Consider the following 14833-nt stretch of genomic DNA (forward strand, 5'->3'; position numbering starts at 1 on the left):
AAGCCGGAATGCTCGGTCTAGTACGGTCTGTTAGGCTCGGGAATTGTTATACGGCACAGGCCCCGTACCTCGACCTCCCGGACGAGCCGAACCCGTTCCTCGGGCGGCGCGGGATCCGCCTGTCGCTCGACGAACACGCGGACCTCTTCGAGACGCAGCTCCGAGCGCTGCTGCGCGCCGCGGCGACCGACGAGGGCGACGGGCTGGCCGTGATGTTCCCCCTCGTCACGCGGGTCGAGGAGGTCGAGCGCGCGGTCGACGCCGTCGAGTCGGTCGCCGAGGACCTCGCGGCCGAGCGCGTCGCCCACGCGGTCCCCGAGCTCGGCGCGATGGTCGAGACGCCGGCCGCGGCGTTTCTCGCGCACGCGCTCGCCGAGCGCCTCGACTTCCTGAGCGTCGGGACGAACGACCTCGCCCAGTACGTGATGGCGGCGGACCGCGGCAACGACGCGGTCGCGGAGTACCACGACCCGCTCCACCCGGCGGTGTTGCGCGCGCTCGACCGAACCACCGCGGCCGTCGACGGAACCGACGCGTGGGTCGGGATGTGCGGCGAGACGGCGGGCGACCCGGCGCTGACGGAGCTGCTCGTCGGGCTCGGATTCGACGAGCTCAGCATGAGCGCGGTGACGGTCCCGGACGTGAAGCGACGGGTCCGCGAGGTCGACGCCGACGCGGCCCGGTCGCTCCCGAGCGACGCGCTGGCCTGCGAGACGCGCCGCGAGGTGCTGGACGCGCTTGGCCTCGACGACCGCGCGGCGTAGGCCGAACCGAGGGAGAATCGGGAGGTCCCGGCCTACAGTTTCTCCATGTCGCGAGCCGCCTCCGCCTGCTCGCGCACGGACTCCATCGTGGCCGAGGGGTCCGCGGCCGCGACCGCCGCGTTGACCGCCCCTTCGAGGACGGGCGCGTCCGCGATGACCGCCTCGGCGCCGCTCATCTCGACCGCGACGTCCGCGTTCATCACCGCGCTGCCGAGGTCGACGAGGACGACGACGCCGTCCGATTCGCCGTCGCTCCCGTCAGCGCCGTTGCCCGACCCCCCGGCCGCGGCGTCGATGGCGTCCTCGATCGCGTCCGGCACGGTGCCGATCCCGCCCTTCCCGTCGCCGCCGACCGGTTCGATGCGGGTGTCGCCGGCCATCTCGGCGGCGATCTCCGCGATCCCCTCCGCGGCGCGCTCGCTGTGCGACACGACGACGATCCCGACCATCAGCCGTCCTCCGAGTCCGCTTCGGGGGAATCGCCCGCCGCTTCGTCCGCGTCCTCGTCCGGAATCGTCGGCGAGGCGGCGTCCGTCTCCGGAACGTCGACGCCGAGCCGGTCGGCGGCGACGGCGAGCAGCTCTTCGAGGATGAACAGCGCGCTCGTCGCGCCGGGGTCCTGATGGCCGACGGACCGCCAGCCGAGGTAGGAGGCGCGGCCCTTCCGCGCGCGGATCGGGACGGTGAACGCGACGCCGCGCTCCGCGGCGTCGACCGCCTTCGCGAGCGCCTCGATCGGCGGGAGGTCGTCGACCTCGATCGACTTCTTGAACGTGTGGACCGCGGGCGTCAGCGCGTCCACCATCGTCTGGTCACCGACCCGCGCGTCGCCGCGGTCCTCGACCTTTTCGAGGTAGGTCTCCGCGAATGCGACCGCGGTCTCCGGGGTGATCCCCTCGTCGAGCTCGGCCGCCGCGAACACGAGCGACCCGCCGAACAGCGGGCCGGAGGCCCCGCCGACCTCGCTCATCAGCGTCTTGCCGACCGTCTTCGCGACGGTCTCGGCGTCCGGGTCGTCGAGGTCGCGCGCGGCGTCGGCCGCCTCGGCCCAGCCGCGCGCCATGTTCCCGCCGTGGTCGGCGTCGCCGATGGCGGAGTCGAGCTGCGTCAGGTGGTCGCGTTCGGCCTCGATGCGCTCGGCGACCGCCTCGACGGCCGCGACGACCGCCGCGCCGTCGTCGGTCGCCCGGTCGTCTCCGGCCGCCGCGCCGTCGCCGCTCATTTGACCGTCAGCGCCGGGGTGTCGGCCGGCGCGTCGAACAGCTCCTTCAGCTCGTCGTCGACCGCGCACACCGTGATCGACGCGCCGGCCATGTCCAGCGAGGTCATGTAGTCGCCGACCCACGCGTCGTAGGTCTCCAGGCCGCGCTCGCCGAGCAGCTCCTGGAGCCGGCGGTTGACGACGAACAGCTCCATCTGCGGCGTGGCGCCCATCCCGTTGACGACCGTGAGCACCTCCCGCCCCTCGTCGAGGTCGAGGTCGTCGAGGACCGCGTCGGTGAGGTGTTCGGTGACCGCGTCGGCCGGCATCGCCTCGGTGCGCTCGGTGCCGGGCTCGCCGTGGATCCCGATGCCGAGTTCGATCTCGTCGTCGCCGAGATCGAAGGTGGGCTCGCCCTTCTCCGGGGTGACACAGGAGGTGAGCGCGGTGCCCATCGTGCCGACGCTGTCGACCACCTTCTCCGCGACGCGCTTGACCTCCCCGAGGTCGGCGCCCTGCGCGGCCTTCGCGCCCGCGGCCTTGTGGACGAGGATCGTCCCGCAGACGCCGCGGCGCCCGGAGGTGTACAGCGAGTCCTCGACCGCCACGTCGTCGTTCACCACGACGCTCTCGACCTCGACGCCCTCCATCTCCGCGAGCTCGATGGCGGTCTCGAAGTTCATCACGTCGCCCTCGTAGTTCTTGATGATCGCGAGGACGCCGTCGCCCGCGTCGCAGGCGCCGATCAGTTCCTCGAACTCGTCCGCGGTCGGCGAGGAGAACACGTCGCCAGCGGCCGCCCCGTCGAGCATGCCGTCGCCGATGTACCCCGCGTGCGTCGGCTCGTGGCCGCTGCCGCCCCCGGTCACCAGCGCCACCTTCCCGTCGACCGGCCCGTCGTCGCGCACGAGCACCTGCGTGTCCGGCAGGCGCCGCAGGCGGTCGGGATGCGCGGCGGTCATCCCGTCGAGCATCTCGTCGACGACGTCGTCCGGGTCGTTGATCAGCTTCTTCATGGTCATTGGTACCGACTCTCTCGGCTCGCATAAGAGTAGTGGCCCCCTAGCGTCGCCGCGCGCCCCGGCCAGCGGTCAGTTCGGCTCCAGATCGAGGGTGCCGCACTCGCGACAGCGGAACGCACCGTCGTCGGTCCGGTCGGGAACGCGGAACTCGTGACCGTTCGCGCAGGTTCCGCCGTCGTCGAACGCGTCCGTGACCGGGTCGAGGTCGACCGACTCGCAGTCCGGGCACGCGTACGTCCCGTTCCCGATCTCGGTCGGCGCCTCGAAGTAGTGACCCTTCAGACAGCGGCCGCCGTTCCGGATCCCCTCGGCGCCCGGCGAGACGTTCTTCGCGTTGCAGCGCGGGCAGTAGTAGGTGCCGCCCCCGGTGCGTCCCGCGGAGGCGAAGTAGTGGCCGTTCGAACAGGTCCCGCCGTCCTCGAACATGTCCATACCCCGCCGCACGGCCAACTGCGATATAAATTTCCGGCCTCGATTCGTTCAATTATTCCGAAACGAGCCGCGGTCGCTCGGCGCTGCGACGTCGAGGAAGGCGTCCGATTACAGCGCCCAGCTGGCGAGGACGCCGATCACCGCCGCCGCGCCGAGGACGGTCAGCGCGCCGCCGACGAGCGGCGCGTCGGCGAGCAGCGGGACGCCGACCGCCACCGCGACGAGGCCGGCGAGCAGGAGGACGATCTTCAGGATGACGGTGGGGACCAGTTCCAGGATGACGTCGAAGACGACCTCGAATATCTCGTCGAGCATGGTTTTGAGGGCGTTTGTCGGTGGCTGTTGACCGGTAAAAGAATTCGGTGGTTCGGACCCGGAGCTCGCGGAGTGCGAACTGAGGGGCGCCAAGGCGCCCGAACTCACCGAGTACACGACGGCGCTCGCCGACGCGGACGAAGCTATTTGATCGCTCGGAGCGACGCTCGAACATGGTCCTCAACCTACCGGACGACTTCGAAGAGCGGGTCTGGCGCCGCCACTCCAATCCGAAGAGCGGGTGGAGCCGCACGGTCCTGTTGCCGGCGCTCCTCTACGCCGTTTACCACCGGAACTGGCGACTCGCCGGCGCCGCGCTCCTGTTCACGGTCCTGAACCCCGTTCTGTTCTCCCCGCCCGAGCGCGACGACGCGTGGATGACCCGCGTGGTGCTGGCCGAGCGCTGGTGGACGCGCGAACGGAAGGCGGGCGTCTTCGACCGCACGTACCCGAACTGGCTCAACCTGGTCAACGTCCCCGTCTCGGTGTACGCGTTCGTCGCCGCGTACCGCCGGCGACCCCTCCGGGCCGGCCTCGCCGGCGCGCTCGCGATGGGGCTGAAGTTCTGGTACGTCGGCGCGCTGGTCCGGCGGTACGACGCCGCCGACGACCGTCAGGAACGGCGATAGCGGCCGTTCGCAGCAATGACCGTCCCGACGCGGGGCGCTCCCTTCCACCCGCTCTCCGAACCGCCGGCCGCCCCTCAGCGTCCGGTACGACGGCTCACGACACCGCGTCGCGGACCGCGTCGGGGACGTCCAGTCGGTCGACCTCTCGGACCGACGAGTCCCCGGCGTCCGCGGCCCCGTACTTGTACCCCGACCCGGTCAGTATCACGGCGACGTCGTCGTCGGAGCCCAGCTCGCCGGACGCGGAGAGCTCCCGGACGGCCGCCGTGGCCACGGCGCAGGACGGCTCGACGGAGACGCCGGCGTCGGCCGCGAGGCGCTCCGTCTCGTCGATCATCGCTTCCTCCGCGACGGAGACGACGCTCCCGTCCGTCTCCGAGACGGCCGCCAGCGCCCGGTTCCCGCTCGGCGGGTCGGCGTTGTTGATCGAGACGGCCGCCGTCGGCTCGCCCTCCACCGGCTCGACGCGCGACTCTCCGCGGCGGTACGCCCGCGCGATCGGGTCACAGCGCGCGGCCTGCGCGAGGTAGATCCGCGGGACCGACGAGAGCAGCCCCGCCCCGTCCAGCTCCCGGAGCGCCTTCCAGACCCCGCTCGCCTGTCCGCCGCTGCTGACGGGCAGGACGATCGCGTCGGGGGCGTCGGGGGCGAACGCCTCGCAAATCTCGTAGGCGACGGTCTTCTGTCCGGCCACCCGAAGCGGGGCGTCGGAGTTGAGGAACGCGACGCCGAGGTCGCGTTCGAGGGTGTCGTGATAGAGCCGCCCGTAGTCGCCGCGGACCCGGAACAGGTGCGGGTCGTGTTGGGCGATCATCGCGAGCCGGGCGTCCGGGGTGTCCTCCGCCACGAGGATGACCGCGTCCCGGCCCGCCGCGGCGGCGTGGGCGGCGACGCTCAACGCCATGTTGCCGTGCGAGACGGTGCCGACCGGGCCGTCTACCCGACAGATACCGACCGCGGTCCCCCGGTCCTTGAAACTCCCCGTCGGGTTGACGCCCTCGACTTTGAGATGGATCTGCGGGCCGTCAGTCGGTTCGATCGACGGCGCGCGAAACAGCGGGGTCCCGCCCGCGGCGGCGGCGAGCCCCGTGGGCGCCGTCGCGGGAAGCACGGAGTCGTAGCGCCAGAGGGTGTCTCGCCCGAGCGAAACCCCGCCGGCGGGTTCGCTCGGGTCGGGCCAGTCGAACGCGGCGGCGTCGGTATCGAACCAGAGCGGCTCGCCGCACGCGCAGCGGGCCGCGCCGCCGAACGCGTACGTCTCGCCGCAGTCGTAACAGGCCAATCGGTCCATACCGCTCCCTCGCGGGCGGTGTACAAATGGCTGGTTACGGCGACCGGGCGAGGCCGGTGGTCGAGCGCGTCCGGAACCTGCTCGCGACGACGTAGCGGTGCCTCTAGAGGCGTAGAACGACGAAATTGGGTGGCTGGGGAGTCCCAGCCCACCAATCCCGCACGGCCAAAGACCGTGCGCGCAGTAGGTGGGCCAACACGGATTTGAACCGTGGACCTCCCGGTTATCAGCCGAGCGCTCAACCTGACTGAGCTATTGGCCCAGGTGAGCGCATTCAGTCGTTGCGCGGGTAGGATTTTAAGGGTTTCCTTTCGAAGGCCGCCCCGCCGTGTGGCGGTTTCACGGGGGATCGCGACCCCGGCGCCGTCAGTCGCTTCCCTTCCGCTCCTCCTCTTCGACGGTGAAGTCCACGTCGACGACGTCGTCGTCCGTCGACGCGCCACCGGAGCCCGCGTTCCCTGCGACGCTCTCGTCGGCGTCCGTGCCGCTGCCGCCGTCGAACCCGTCGGGGTCGCCCCCGGGACCACCGGGGAAGCCGCCGCCCATCGAGAACCCGCCCTCACCGTCGCCCGGGAAGCCGCCGACGTAGACGTTCCCCGAGAAGAAGCCGTCCGTCTCGCGCTCGAGGTACGGGACGACGACGTACTTCTTCAGGGCCATTCGGATCGGGACCCGCGAGAGCGGGAGGGCAAGGAGGAACCCGACGGCGTCGGTGACGAGCCCCGGCGTGAGCAGGAACGCGCCCGCGGCGATGAGCAGCCCGCCGTCGAGCAGTTCGTCGGTCGGCGGCGAGCCCCGGGCCAGTTTGCGTTGGATGCGCGCGAGCGTCGCGCGTCCCTCGGCGCGCAGCAGGAGCATGCCGAGGACGGCCGTCAACACGACGAGCGCGACCGTGACGGCCCACCCGAGCCGCGTCGCGACCACGATCAGGAACAGCGCGTCCACGAGGGGGACGACGAGCAGCAGCGCGAGCAGCGTTCGCGGGCGCATACCCCCGCCTTCCCGCCGGGCACGCATAGCCCTTTTCGTCGCGGTCGCCCGCATCGCCGGTCGCGTCCACCGCGACCGCCACCGCTTTGCCCGCCCGGTCCGAGCCCGCGGTATGGACATCGTCGGCGCGCTCGGACGCGACCCGCCGGACCGCGAGTCGCTGCCGCGGTGGGTCGCGCCGCTCCCGAAACGGCTGGAGGACGTCGCCTTCCGGTTCGCGTGGGTTATCGTCGTCATCAACCTCGTCGGCACCGCGTTCGGCTTCTGGTACTACCGGTTCCAGTTCCGCGCCCTCCCGACGGAGATGTGGCTCTTCATCCCCGACAGCCCCGGCGCGACGCTGCTCATCGCGCTCGCGCTCGGCGCGTGGGCGCTCGGGCGGTCGAGCGACACCCTCGCCGCGCTCGCCTTCTTCGGCAACGTCAAGCTCGGGCTGTGGACCCCGTACGTCCTCGTCGTCTTCTGGCCGGAGTTCCTCGCGGTCAACGGCCCCGGGCTGTACGCGTTCCTGCTCGTAAGCCACCTCGCGATGGTCGTCCAGGCGTTCGTCCTCCACCGCATCACCGACTTCCCGCTCCGCGCGGTGGCGATCGCGACCGCGTGGTACACCGTCGACCTGCTGATGGACTACTTTGTCCCCGTGATCGGCGACGTGACACACACCGCGCTGCCGTACGCCGACGGCGAGCCGTGGTTCACGACGACCGTGCTTCAGGTCGCGGCCGCCGGCGCGGTCGTACTTACCGTGATCCCGCTGTTCTGGACGCTCGGAACCCGTATCGCGACGCTCCGACGCCGCGCGGGCGACCTCGGGACGTAGCCAGTCCGACGCCACCTCCCGCTCACCGATTTAAGTGATCGGCCCGCTTCGACTGTGCTATGAGCCACTACGAGCGGATCGCCGACATGTCGGTGACGATCGAGTCCGTCGCCCGCCGGCGGTACGTCGCCGACACGACGAGCGGCTTCGAGCGGACGACGACGGAGTACCGGCTCTCCGGCGACGGCGTCGTGGGGCGCGGCGAGGACGTGACCTACGAGACCGCCGACCACGACGCGCTCGCCGGGACCGACCCGATCGACATCGAGGGCGAGTGGACGATCGACGCGCTCTCCGACCGACTCGACGAGATCGACCTCTTCCACGGAACGCCGCCCAAGAACGAGACCGCACGCAACTACCGGCGCTGGGCGGTCGAGAGCGCGGCGCTCGACCTGGCGCTCCGGCAACGCGAGGAGACGCTGGGCGACCGGCTCGGCGTCGACCCCGATTCAGTTCGGTTTGTCGTCTCCACTCGCCTCGGTGATCCCCCGTCGACCGACCGGGTCGAGGAACTGCTCGCGCGCAACGCCGACTTGGAGTTCAAGCTCGACCCCACCGCGGAGTGGCCGCAGTCGGCGTTCGAAACTCTCCGGAAAACCGACGCCGTGCGCGTCCTCGACCTCAAGGGGTGGTACGAGGGGACCGAGGTCGACGTCGAGCCCGACCCGGAGCTGTACCGCGACGTGTTCGCGGCGTTCCCGGCGGCGGTCGTGGAGGACCCCGCGTTCACGCCCGCGACCAGCGCGCTCGTCGAGCCGCAGGCTGACCGCCTCTCGTTCGACTACCCGGTCGACGGCGTCGAGAGTCTCGAATCGCTCCCCGTCGAGCCGGGGTGGTGTAATATCAAACCCTCGCGGTTCGGCACCCTCGAATCGCTGTTCGAGACGATCGCATACTGCGAGCGCGAGGGGATCCGGATGTACGGGGGCGGCCAGTTCGAACTCGCCAGCGGCCGCACCGCGATCCAGACGCTCGCCGCGCTCTGTTACTCGGACGGGCCGAACGACGTGGCGCCGCGCGCGTACAACGACCCCGACGCCGAGCCGCCGTACCCGAAGAGCCCGCTCCGCCCGAGCGATGACGCGGTCGGCTTCGAGTTCTGAAGCGAGGGATTCGAGCCGGGCACTGACGCGGTAGTTTATAAACAAATTCGCGGCGGCGCGTGCCTGCGAGGCCGCTCCGCGGCCGAGCAGCACGCGCGAGGGAGTCGGTCGACCGGAGCGAAGCGGAGGGAGGCCGACGAGGCTGGGGAGGCGTGAGGTGCGGTTGCGGGGTGGGACTCAAATAGACAGTTGCGAGGACGAAGGCGCGCGACGCGAGCACCGCAGGAGCGAGTGGAGCGAGCGACGAGGAGCGTGGTTCGAGAGAGCAAAGCTCTCTCGTTATCACGAGACGCCTCCGGCGTCTCGAACGACAGCGAGCGCACCGAGCCCTCGCGACTGAGTCTTTGGAGCTGTTCACCGTCGATCGTTCGTCAGTCAGGTACAGCCGAGCGACTGGGGTCTGGAGGTGTTTTCCGCCGATCCACAGCTGGCCGATTGTACCAATTCGGCTGAAATCTCTGCGCAACCGACCCCACCGTCTCACACCGATACTTAAGAGACGAATTTCAGTAGGTCGTCGCGGTTGTGGTCGTGGAAGCGCGTTCGGAGACACTCCTCCAGCGCCTCGATGTCGCCGCGCTTCGCGCAGATCGGAGCCACGCGGTCGGACCACTGCTGCCACGGCGGGTAGAGGCCGAGCCGGTCGCAGATCGCGTCGAGCCGCTCGTCGAGGTCGTCGATCTTGTCGGTCTTGTTGACGGCGATGATCGGCTCGACTCCCACGTCTTCGAGGAACCCGAACATCTCCACGTCGTGCGGAATATTCCCCCGCTCGGCGTGACGGTCGATGATGTCGACCGCGGCCTTCCCGTCCATCACGACGACGCCACCGAGAATGGAGTCCGCGTTGTCCTCTAGGTAGCGGACGATGTCGGTCTTGATCTGCTCGCGGTGCTCCTCCTCGACGCCGGACATGAAGCCGAAGCCGGGTAGGTCCGTGAACATGAAGCTCTCGCTGGCCCAGTCGAAGTGGTTCGGCTGGCGGGTGACGCCCGGCTTGCCGCCGGTCGAGAAGTCGTGGCCCGTCAGCTCGCGCATCAGCGTGGACTTGCCGACGTTCGAGCGCCCCACGAGGACGACCTCGGCGTCGCGGTCCGGCCGGTCTTCGAACATACGCGTACGTGGTCGGTAGAGCGGTTTAAAAGGCGCGTCGCGGCGGCGCGGTCTCAGGCGGTCGCGGCGTCGCCGACGCTCTCCCTCCCGGCGTCGATCCCGTCGGTCCGGTCCGCGAACGCCGCGCCGAACATCCGGAACACGGCGACCTGTCCGTAGAACTGGACGAACGGGACGAGCACCGACCCGACGACGGTCACGAGGAGCACGACGGAGACGACGAACACCCCGATCGCGACGAGAATCGGTGCCAGTACTGCGAGGAGGTAGTCGGCGCTGAAAAGCGTGGGTTTGAGCAGGTCGACGTCGAACGCCGCGCCCGCCCTGCCGCGGACCGCGTACGCCGTGAGGGCCGCCGGGACCGCGTAGTAGACGAACAGCAGCACCGGGAGAAACGCCAGCGCGAGCAGCGCGCCGGTCACCCCGATGAGCGCACCCAGATCGCCGCCGACGCCCGACCCGATCCCGGCGACGACGGTGACGAGGACCACGTAGAGGACGACCGGGACGACCGAGTACGCGAGCGCGATCAGCGTCCCGACGACGCCCTTCGCCAGCAGGTCGCCCCAGTCGTCGAACTCCGGCGGCTCGTCGTCCCCCGCGACGGTGCGCTCCAGCACCCGCACGAGATATCCGAACACGAGGAACGTCGGGATCACCAACACCGAGAGCAGCCCCAATACGCCGCCGACGACCATCCGCCCGACCCAGTCGCCGCGCACGGGATAGGAGAGTCCGTCTTCGATCATACGCCGTGATGACGGCGATCGGGTATATAACTCCCCGCCGTTCGCCGCGTCGCCGACTACTTGTCCGCGAGGGCCGACCGACTCCCATGGACAAAGAGGCTGTCCGCGAGGCGGTGTGGGACGCGTTCGACGAGGGCGATCAGGCGCGGTTCCCGTTCCCGCCGCACGACCGGATCCCGAACTTCGCCGGCGCGGACGCCGCGGCGACGCGGCTCGCGGAGACCGAGGCGTGGGAGTCGGCCGCGACGCTGAAGGCCAACCCCGACGCGCCGCAGCTGCCGGTCCGCCGGGCCGCGCTCCGCGCCGGGAAGACCGTCTACGTCGCGCAGCCGCGGCTCCGCGACCCGAACCCGTTCCTCCGCCTCGATCCGGCCGAGATCCCGCCCGACGAGATCGACGACGCGACGACCGTCTCCGGCATCTCCGAGTACGGGACGCCGACAGCGCCCGATGGCGTCGCGCGCGTCGACCTGATCGTCGTCGGCTCCGTTGGCGTCACGACGGGCGGCGCCCGGGTCGGCAAGGGCGAGGGGTACAGCGACCTGGAGTGGGCGGTGCTCCGCGAACTCGACGTCGTGGATGACGACACGACGGTCGCGACGACGGTTCACGAGCTCTCCGTCCTCGACGGACCCGAGTCGGCGGTCGGAGCCGATGTCGACCTCCAGGAGCCCGACGCTCACGACGTACCGCTCGACCTCGTCGTCACACCGGAGCGAGCGCTCCGGACGGAGACGCCGTACGCGCGACCCGACGGCGTCGACTGGGACGCGCTCGACGCGGAGAAGCTGTCCGAGATACCGGTTCTCGCGGAACGGGCGCCGGAAGAAGGATAACGACGGCTGCGACCCTCGCCGCGGGAATCAGTCGGCGTGCTGCGGCGTCGGTGCTGATCGCGCCGACCGGTGGTCGGCGACGTGGCCGCACTTCGGACAGACGAGCGTCCGCTCGTCGCCGTCGCTGACGACGAGCCACCCGTCCGACAGGGGGCTTTCGAAGCGACACTCCGGACAGAAGAGGACCGACTTCCCGCGGGAGGGCGGGGAACCGCTGGCGTCTGCGTTCATGTTCTACTGTACGGGTCCGAGGTATAAGGGCCTTGTTCGACCTGATCGTTCAGTATGATCGACTTTGCCACGCCGATTTGTGACTCGTTTCCGAATGTTCTGGGCCGTACGTTTACTAAATGAGAGAAATATTGATCGGCATCGTTCACAATCGTTCCGCGGAGACCGGCGGGGGATCGGCGGGTCGCGTCCGGGAGTTTGGCGGGGGCTGTGCTCGCGCGAGGGCGCTCCCCTGCCCGCTCTGGGTCGACGCGCCGACCGCGCTTACCGCGCCAGCGGCATGTTGTAGCTCGTCTCCTCGTCCATCACACTCCCAGGTGGCCTCGCACTCGCAGGACACCTGCTCGAAAACGCCCGGGTCCTGCCGCCTGTCGAAGTCCTTGATCGCGGTCTGGACGCGGTCGTCGCACTCGCCGCAGTTGTGCGCGCCGCGGTCGGAGCCGTGCCCCACGGGATCGGAGACGACGATGGCGTCGACGTCGGCGGTCTCCTCCAGTACGTGCGCGACCGACCAGAGCCACGGCGGCCGGTAGCCCCCCTCGAAGAACAGCTCGTCGACCATCGTGTACCGCTGGACGTTCGTCGGGTTCATCGAGACCGTGTGACAGCCGTCGACGGCCGCGCAGCGCCGGATCGAATCGATCATGTCGGCGGCGGCCTCGGGCTCCGCGAGGAAGGGCGGCTTCATCAGGAGGTACGCTTTGATCCCCACGTCGGCGGCGAACTCGCCGTCGGCCGCGGCCGCCTCGGCGCAGGCGTCCTCGAAGTCGGCGAAGTCGAAGTACTTGTTCACGCAGTCGTGACGGACGCGGTCGGTCGCCGTCTCCAGCCCGACCGCCACGTCGGTGGCGATCTCGTGGTCCGCGAAGTCGGCGATCTTCTCGCGGTCGACGAAGTCCGGCAGCGATTCGACGACGATCCGGTCGCGGTCCGCGAACGTCTCGGCGATCGCCCGCCGCGTCTCCGCGGGGACCTCGCGCTCGTCGAGGAAGGAGCCGGAGGTGTAGATCTTGATCAGCTCGGCCGGCTCGTCGGCCTCCTCGGCCTCGTGATCGAGGCACGCGTCGATCTGGGTCATGAGGTCCTCGTGCGCGACGCTGCCGCCCTCGACCGACTCCGCGACGTACCCGCACATCGTACAGCCCCCGGCGCGCGCCCACCGACAGCCGCCGGTGTTCAGGATGATCGTGAGGGAGTTCACGACGCCGTCGGGCGTGTTGTCCTCGTCGATCCAGACGCGGGTGGGCTCCGTCGGGTCGTACGTCTCCGAGCGCTCGGCGCGGATGTCGCGCATCACGGCGTTGTGCGCGTCCATCCCGCGCCCCTGCTCGTACGCGTCGGGGCTCGGCTGGCTCATTGTCGGTGGAAGCGGGCGAGCGCGTAAAGCGGTGTCGTCATCGCGGGAACGGCCGGCGCGTCGCTGCGGGTGTGATCGCGTCTGGCCCGCGGGGACACTCTTCCGCGCGCCCACCGCGGTCGAGTCCCTCGCCGACCCGTCTCAGAAGGGTTGTTTGTGAAAAATTCTCAAACATCGCGAATTGATAAATATATACTATTTCATAGAAAGATTTTATACATATCACTAAGTGAAATAATTCGATGTCACGGGACCGTGACTACGGACGGCGTGACGTGTTGCGAGCGGGTGGAATCGTACTCGGCGGGTCGCTCGTCTCGGGATCGGCGACGGCCGCCGACGGCGACGGCGCGACGACGCTCACAGTCCTGTCGTACAACGACATTCAGACGGCTGCGGCGGAGGACAAGAAGTTCCCGCGGCTGGTGACGCTCATCGAACAGCGCCGGGCGGCGGCCGACGGGCCCGTCGTCGTGGTCGGCGGCGGCGACGAGGTGGGGCCGCACGCGCTGAGCCCCGTCTCGCAGTGGCGCGCGCCGGTGGACGTGCTCAACGAGGTCGAGCCGGACGCCGACGTGATCGGGAACCACGAGTTCGACTACGGGCTCGACCCTATCTCGGACGTGACGGCCGACTCCGAGTTCCCGTGGCTCGCGACGAACCTCGTCGACAGCGAGACCGGCGAAGCGTTCGACGGAACGGAGTCCGTCCGAATCGTCGAGCGAGGCGGTGTCAAGGTCGGTCTGATCGGACTCGTCGACGAGGGCGCGACGTTCGGAAAGACGAACATCAAATTCAACGAAGAAGGATTGACCCTCGAAGAGTACACCGAAACCGGCCCCGCCGAAGCGAAGCGGCTCAAGGAGGACGAGGGCGTCGACGCCGTCGTCGCCCTCGCGCACACGGGCATCGGCGACGCGGAGGCGCTCGCCGAGGCCGACGCGGACGACGACATCGACGCGATCGTCGTCGGCGACGACGAGCAGTTCTATCCGCCCGAGGAGGTCGACGGATCGATCGTCTCCGAGGCTCGGGCCCGCGCCCGTTACCTCAGCGAAATCGAACTGACGATCGACGGCGGCGAGGTCACCGCGTTCGACGGGGAGCTGATCGAGGTCACCGACGACATCGAGAAGGACCCGACCGCGTCCGACATCATCAACGAGTACCGCGGAGAGGTGAGCCTGGACTCGGTGATCGTGGAGACGGAGACGCCGCTCGACGCCACGTTCGGCTCGAACTACCACCGCGAGACGAACTACGGAAACGTGGTCACCGACGCGATGCGCGAGCGCGTCGACGCCGACGTCGCGATCACGAACGCCGGCGGCATCCGCTCCGACTCGGTGTACGGGCCCGGCGAGATCACCGGCGGAGACATCTTCAACACGCTTCCGTTCCCGAACACCGTCGTCTCGCTTGAGCTCACTGGCGAGGAGCTCGTCGAGACTTTGGAGAGCCAGGTCGTCACGCTGGAGAGCGACACCGGGCAGAACTTCGGCCGCTCTTCAGTAGACTGGCGGAACCAGGAGTATTAGTGCCTCTGGCCTGGCAAAGACGGGTATGTGTGAAGACCGTCCTGCCTTCGGCCAGAGGCTAGCGGAACTTGCGGAACTTGGGGTAATAGAATTTCGGCCCGAGCCGCTCGACGCCATCGTCGAGCGGCGTCTCAAGACGGTGTGGGAAGAACGCTCCTGTCCACACTGCGGCGCAGACAACCTCCACGCTCTCAACGGCTCTGACCGTATCTGGTGTGGCCGCTGTGACTGGAAAACCACGTACACGCGAGGGACACCCTTCTACGATTCGGAACTCACCCCAGGTGAGTTCCTCATCGGCTTCATCCTCTACGCTGACACACTCCTCAGCATTACCCAGATCGCTGGTCTCCTCTCACCGTGTTACACGACGCTTCACGACCAGCTCAGAGAGTTTGAAACCGCGTTCTGTCGGGGATTTCCGACTGTCTGGGAGCGC

General features: G+C 69.2%; 16 protein-coding genes, 1 tRNA gene and 2 pseudogenes. 7 read left to right on the plus strand and 12 right to left on the minus strand.

All coding sequences use genetic code 11. From position 1 onward, the window contains the following. Positions 1-764, plus strand: a 764-nt coding sequence (locus B9G38_RS09985; protein WP_303646236.1) for a putative PEP-binding protein, incomplete at its 5' end; no start/stop codon positions are given. A 32-nt stretch (positions 765-796) separates the two neighbouring features. Here B9G38_RS09985 and B9G38_RS09990 read toward each other — a convergent pair. The 5 genes from B9G38_RS09990 to B9G38_RS10010 all read right to left on the minus strand — a co-directional run bounded on the left by B9G38_RS09990 (position 797) and on the right by B9G38_RS10010 (position 3734). Then, positions 797-1213: a PTS mannose transporter subunit IID gene (locus B9G38_RS09990; protein WP_086220277.1), complete on the minus strand. Its 417-nt coding sequence runs from the start codon at positions 1211-1213 to the stop codon at positions 797-799. After that, positions 1213-1986, minus strand: a complete 774-nt coding sequence (gene dhaL, locus B9G38_RS09995; RefSeq protein WP_086220278.1) for a dihydroxyacetone kinase subunit DhaL — start codon at positions 1984-1986, stop codon at positions 1213-1215. The genes B9G38_RS09990 and dhaL overlap by 1 nt, the downstream gene beginning before the upstream one ends. Continuing rightward, entirely contained in the window at positions 1983-2981 is a 999-nt protein-coding gene (gene dhaK, locus B9G38_RS10000) for a dihydroxyacetone kinase subunit DhaK (RefSeq protein WP_086220286.1), read from the minus strand. The genes dhaL and dhaK overlap by 4 nt, the downstream gene beginning before the upstream one ends. A 75-nt stretch (positions 2982-3056) precedes the next feature. Beyond that, complete coding sequence (locus B9G38_RS10005) at positions 3057-3419, minus strand: hypothetical protein (protein ID WP_086220279.1); 363 nt, start codon at positions 3417-3419, stop codon at positions 3057-3059. A gap of 108 nt (positions 3420-3527) precedes the next feature. Continuing rightward, positions 3528-3734, minus strand: coding sequence for a hypothetical protein (locus tag B9G38_RS10010; RefSeq protein WP_086220280.1), 207 nt, complete (start codon positions 3732-3734; stop codon positions 3528-3530). 173 nt (positions 3735-3907) lie between these two features. On the opposite strand from B9G38_RS10010, the gene B9G38_RS10015 reads away from it, so the two are divergent. Further along, entirely contained in the window at positions 3908-4363 is a 456-nt protein-coding gene (locus tag B9G38_RS10015) for a DUF6653 family protein (RefSeq protein ID WP_086220281.1), read from the plus strand. Between the two features lie 94 nt (positions 4364-4457). On the opposite strand, the gene B9G38_RS10020 is transcribed toward B9G38_RS10015, so the two are convergent. From B9G38_RS10020 to B9G38_RS10030, 3 genes are all read right to left on the minus strand, one after another. After that, complete coding sequence (locus tag B9G38_RS10020) at positions 4458-5654, minus strand: pyridoxal-phosphate dependent enzyme (RefSeq protein ID WP_086220282.1); 1197 nt, start codon at positions 5652-5654, stop codon at positions 4458-4460. A gap of 188 nt (positions 5655-5842) precedes the next feature. Then, positions 5843-5916, minus strand: a tRNA-Ile gene (locus B9G38_RS10025). Between the two features lie 104 nt (positions 5917-6020). Further along, positions 6021-6644 (minus strand): FxsA family protein, encoded by a 624-nt coding sequence (locus B9G38_RS10030; protein WP_086215581.1) that lies wholly within the window; start codon positions 6642-6644, stop codon positions 6021-6023. 112 nt (positions 6645-6756) lie between these two features. On the opposite strand from B9G38_RS10030, the gene B9G38_RS10035 reads away from it, so the two are divergent. Next, positions 6757-7464, plus strand: coding sequence for a DUF1405 domain-containing protein (locus B9G38_RS10035; protein WP_049929373.1), 708 nt, complete (start codon positions 6757-6759; stop codon positions 7462-7464). Between the two features lie 59 nt (positions 7465-7523). Further along, a complete protein-coding gene (locus B9G38_RS10040; protein WP_086220283.1) occupies positions 7524-8570 on the plus strand; it encodes a hypothetical protein in 1047 nt (348 codons plus the stop codon). A 492-nt stretch (positions 8571-9062) separates the two neighbouring features. Here the strand turns inward: B9G38_RS10040 and engB are convergent, their stop codons facing one another. Continuing rightward, positions 9063-9683 carry a GTP-binding protein EngB gene (engB, locus tag B9G38_RS10045; protein ID WP_086220284.1) on the minus strand — a complete coding sequence of 207 codons (621 nt, stop codon included), beginning with the start codon at positions 9681-9683 and terminating at the stop codon, positions 9063-9065. 53 nt (positions 9684-9736) lie between these two features. Continuing rightward, positions 9737-10432, minus strand: a complete 696-nt coding sequence (locus B9G38_RS10050) for a DUF4013 domain-containing protein (protein WP_086215583.1) — start codon at positions 10430-10432, stop codon at positions 9737-9739. A gap of 86 nt (positions 10433-10518) precedes the next feature. Between B9G38_RS10050 and B9G38_RS10055 the strand changes: the two genes are divergently transcribed. Continuing rightward, positions 10519-11268: a 5-formyltetrahydrofolate cyclo-ligase gene (locus B9G38_RS10055; protein WP_086220285.1), complete on the plus strand. Its 750-nt coding sequence runs from the start codon at positions 10519-10521 to the stop codon at positions 11266-11268. A gap of 27 nt (positions 11269-11295) precedes the next feature. Here the strand turns inward: B9G38_RS10055 and B9G38_RS10060 are convergent, their stop codons facing one another. Together B9G38_RS10060 and B9G38_RS10065 are read right to left on the minus strand one after the other, a co-directional pair. Further along, a complete protein-coding gene (locus tag B9G38_RS10060; protein ID WP_086215585.1) occupies positions 11296-11499 on the minus strand; it encodes a hypothetical protein in 204 nt (67 codons plus the stop codon). 264 nt (positions 11500-11763) lie between these two features. Continuing rightward, positions 11764-12856 (minus strand): annotated as a pseudogene (locus B9G38_RS10065) (archaeosine biosynthesis radical SAM protein RaSEA). Between the two features lie 242 nt (positions 12857-13098). On the opposite strand from B9G38_RS10065, the gene B9G38_RS10070 reads away from it, so the two are divergent. Together B9G38_RS10070 and B9G38_RS10075 are read left to right on the plus strand one after the other, a co-directional pair. After that, positions 13099-14394: a 5'-nucleotidase C-terminal domain-containing protein gene (locus B9G38_RS10070; RefSeq protein WP_233127186.1), complete on the plus strand. Its 1296-nt coding sequence runs from the start codon at positions 13099-13101 to the stop codon at positions 14392-14394. Between the two features lie 25 nt (positions 14395-14419). After that, positions 14420-14833 (plus strand): annotated as a pseudogene (locus tag B9G38_RS10075) (IS1595 family transposase); the annotation flags it as partial.

Source organism: Halorubrum sp. SD612 (assembly GCF_002135005.1).

Excerpts from the sequence above, each read along its gene's own strand:
- B9G38_RS09990 (WP_086220277.1), bottom strand. The coding sequence starts at position 1,213 with ATGGTCGGGATCGTCGTCGTGTCGCACAGCGAGCGCGCCGCGGAGGGG.
- dhaL (WP_086220278.1), bottom strand. The coding sequence starts at position 1,986 with ATGAGCGGCGACGGCGCGGCGGCCGGAGACGACCGGGCGACCGACGAC.
- dhaK (WP_086220286.1), bottom strand. The coding sequence starts at position 2,981 with ATGAAGAAGCTGATCAACGACCCGGACGACGTCGTCGACGAGATGCTC.
- B9G38_RS10005 (WP_086220279.1), bottom strand. The coding sequence starts at position 3,419 with ATGGACATGTTCGAGGACGGCGGGACCTGTTCGAACGGCCACTACTTC.
- B9G38_RS10010 (WP_086220280.1), bottom strand. The coding sequence starts at position 3,734 with ATGCTCGACGAGATATTCGAGGTCGTCTTCGACGTCATCCTGGAACTG.
- B9G38_RS10015 (WP_086220281.1), top strand. The coding sequence starts at position 3,908 with ATGGTCCTCAACCTACCGGACGACTTCGAAGAGCGGGTCTGGCGCCGC.
- B9G38_RS10020 (WP_086220282.1), bottom strand. The coding sequence starts at position 5,654 with ATGGACCGATTGGCCTGTTACGACTGCGGCGAGACGTACGCGTTCGGC.
- B9G38_RS10030 (WP_086215581.1), bottom strand. The coding sequence starts at position 6,644 with ATGCGCCCGCGAACGCTGCTCGCGCTGCTGCTCGTCGTCCCCCTCGTG.
- B9G38_RS10035 (WP_049929373.1), top strand. The coding sequence starts at position 6,757 with ATGGACATCGTCGGCGCGCTCGGACGCGACCCGCCGGACCGCGAGTCG.
- B9G38_RS10040 (WP_086220283.1), top strand. The coding sequence starts at position 7,524 with ATGAGCCACTACGAGCGGATCGCCGACATGTCGGTGACGATCGAGTCC.
- engB (WP_086220284.1), bottom strand. The coding sequence starts at position 9,683 with ATGTTCGAAGACCGGCCGGACCGCGACGCCGAGGTCGTCCTCGTGGGG.
- B9G38_RS10050 (WP_086215583.1), bottom strand. The coding sequence starts at position 10,432 with ATGATCGAAGACGGACTCTCCTATCCCGTGCGCGGCGACTGGGTCGGG.
- B9G38_RS10055 (WP_086220285.1), top strand. The coding sequence starts at position 10,519 with ATGGACAAAGAGGCTGTCCGCGAGGCGGTGTGGGACGCGTTCGACGAG.
- B9G38_RS10060 (WP_086215585.1), bottom strand. The coding sequence starts at position 11,499 with ATGAACGCAGACGCCAGCGGTTCCCCGCCCTCCCGCGGGAAGTCGGTC.
- B9G38_RS10070 (WP_233127186.1), top strand. The coding sequence starts at position 13,099 with ATGTCACGGGACCGTGACTACGGACGGCGTGACGTGTTGCGAGCGGGT.